The sequence below is a fragment of the Rubrivirga sp. genome (assembly GCF_049648075.1).
Classification (GTDB): domain Bacteria; phylum Bacteroidota; class Rhodothermia; order Rhodothermales; family Rubricoccaceae; genus Rubrivirga.
This window is the reverse complement of sequence record NZ_JBARYR010000426.1, coordinates 1-2,715: the sequence shown is the minus strand read 5'-3', so window position 1 is coordinate 2,715 and position 2,715 is coordinate 1. Positions and strand designations below refer to the sequence as shown.

2 protein-coding genes are annotated in these 2,715 nt (G+C 67.7%); one reads left to right on the top strand and one right to left on the bottom strand.

All coding sequences use genetic code 11. The annotated features are described in order from the left end of the window. Positions 1-1,500: T9SS type A sorting domain-containing protein (locus tag WBA11_RS12150; protein WP_424520944.1), on the bottom strand; the 1,500-nt coding region annotated here is incomplete at its 3' end. Between the two features lie 316 nt (positions 1,501-1,816). On the opposite strand from WBA11_RS12150, the gene ruvB reads away from it, so the two are divergent. Further along, positions 1,817-2,715: Holliday junction branch migration DNA helicase RuvB (ruvB, locus tag WBA11_RS12145; protein ID WP_424520943.1), on the top strand; the 899-nt coding region annotated here is incomplete at its 3' end.

Sequence of the window (2,715 nt, the reverse complement as noted above, 5' to 3'; positions counted from 1 at the left end):
GCGGACGACGGTCAGCGACCGCGTCGCGACGGCGCCGAGGGAGACCAAGCGGACCACGTAGACGCCCGGTGCGAGCCGCTCGACGGGGACCACCGCGGAATGGGTCCCAGTTCCACACGTGCCCTCCTCGAGGACGGCGACCTCGCGGCCCAGAACGTCGTGCAAGGAGAGACGAGCGGGTCCCGTCTGGACCTGTTCCCACTGGACCGTCGCCCGCGTCGAGGTCGGGTTCGGGTACAGGTCGAGGAAGACGTGAGCCTCGAGGCTGGACTCGAGGTTGACGGGGGACGAGACCAAAAAGACGTAGGCCGCCCCGGTGTTGAACCCCGCGGCGCCGTTTGTACCACGTGCACCGGCGAGAACGCGCTCACCGTCGAGGGTCACATCGAACCCGAATGCATCGCCACTCTGGCCCCCTTCAGGGACGAGCGTGGCTTCCTGCGTCCAGCGCTCGTCCGTCCGCACGAACGTGTACGCGACCCCTGTCGGTAAGCCACGGGGAGAGGCCCCGGTCGCGCCGACGACGGCCCGGTCGCCCTTGAGGGCGACGTCGGTCCCGAACGAGTCGGTAGAACTGGTCGCCTCGTCGGCAACGATTCTGGACCGTTGCGTCCACGTCTGCCCGTCTCGTACGAACTCGTAGACTGCGCCGGTGCTGTCGATCGTGGCGTCAGCAGAGGGGTCGCCCACGAGAACCCGGTCGCCCTCGATGGCGACGGACCGCCCGTAGAAGTCGCCTCCGAGGGTGTCGTCGGCGACGAGTCGCGACTCCTGCGCCCAGTCTGATCCGTCGCGACGGAACACGTAGACGGCCCCCCGGCCGCCCGAGAGGTCACTGGCCTCGGTGTTCTGGGCACCGACCACGATCCTGTCTCCGTCGATGTCAACGGAGATCCCGAACAGGTCCCCCGATGCGCCGTCGTCGGCCGTGAGACGCGTCCTTGACCACGACTGGCCCTCGCGAACAAAGACGTACGCGGCCCCGCTGTCGTCCGTCTGGTCGCCGGTTGCGTCGTCGAGCGGCGCTCCGATCACTGCGGTGTTGCCGTCTAGCGCGACGTCGAACCCGAAGTTGTCGAACTCCCGTGCGCTCTGAGCTGTGAACCGCGTCTCTTCCTGCCACACTCCATCCTCGTCGAGGACGAACGCGTACCCGATGCCGGTGTAGTCGTTGTAGCGATGGCCACCGACGACGACCACGTCCCCATCAACCGCGACCGACCGGCCCACCCACCCGAGTTCAACGGGGCGGCTCCCGATCAACTTGGCCGTCTGCGCCCAGACACCGTCTACGCGGTCGTAGACGTAGGCCGCGCCTGCGGACGAGTCCGCTTCGCTGTCACCTGTGGCGCCGACGACGGCCCGGTCACCGTCGAGGGCGACGGAAACCCCAAGAAGAGCGCTGGGTGCGGCGTCTTCGGCGGTGAGAGTGGCCTCGAGAAGGAGGTCCGCCCGGAGAAGGAGGGACTCCGTCGATGGCGCCTCGGCAGGTCGGGCCATAGGCACCGAGGCAGGGCCGTCGACGACCCCGAGAGGCCACTCGGTTTGGGCTGAGGCGAGAGGGCTCATGAGGAGAGCCGTAAGGCAGAGGACGCAGTGGCGCATGGGGTCGGAGAATGAGGATGTGCTTCCCCAACCGTGATTTTGGACAGAACCGGCTCACGCCTTGCGAAGGGGACCCCCAAGGCGGTTGCTACTCGGCCGTTATCTGGGAACGTTCGAGCCCGCCTCGACGGGTCGATAGCGCCCTCGAGGACGGTGTGACGCGCCCTGTCACACCCGCCGGGTACCTTGAGGCAACTGACTAAGCAGACACATGGACACCGCTCCCCGCGACGCGACCGCCCCGACCGGCCAGGAGGCCGACGTTGAGAAGGCCCTGCGCCCCCGCGCCCTCGATGACTTTATCGGCCAGCCCAAGATCAAGGACAACCTCCGCGTGTTCGTGACGGCCGCGCTGCAACGCGGCGAGGCCCTCGACCACGTGATCCTGTCCGGCCCGCCCGGGCTCGGCAAGACCACGCTGAGCCACATCATCGCCGAGGAGATGGGCGCCGAGATCAAGACGACGTCCGGTCCCGCCCTCGATAAGCCGGCCAACATCGCCGGGTTGTTGACCAACCTGAACGAGGGCGACGTCCTGTTCATCGACGAAATCCACAGGTTGTCCCCCGTTGTGGAGGAGTACTTGTATTCGGCGATGGAGGACTACGCGATCGACATCCTGATCGACTCCGGCCCGAGCGCGCGGTCAGTACGGATCTCGTTGCCGCCGTTCACCCTGATCGGCGCGACGACCCGCAAGGGCCTGCTAACGTCCCCGCTGAGGGCCCGCTTCGGCGTCGACTTCCGGTACGACTACTACGACGTCGACACGCTGCACCAGATCGTGCTCAGGAGCGCCGGTCTGCTGGGCGTCGACATCGACGACCAGGGCGCGTTCGAGATCGCCCGGCGGAGCCGGGGCACGCCGCGCATCGCGAACAAGCTGCTCCGCCGGACACGTGACTTCGCCGAGGTCGAGACGGCTGCAGGACCGGGCGACGGACGCGTCAGTCAGGCCGTCGCGGACCACGCGCTCAACGCCCTCGACGTGGACGAGGCCGGACTCGATGACATGGACGCCCGCATCCTGACGGCCTTGATGGAGAAGTTCGACGGCGGGCCGGTCGGCATCTCGACCATCGCGGTCGCCGTCGGCGAGGACTCCGGGAC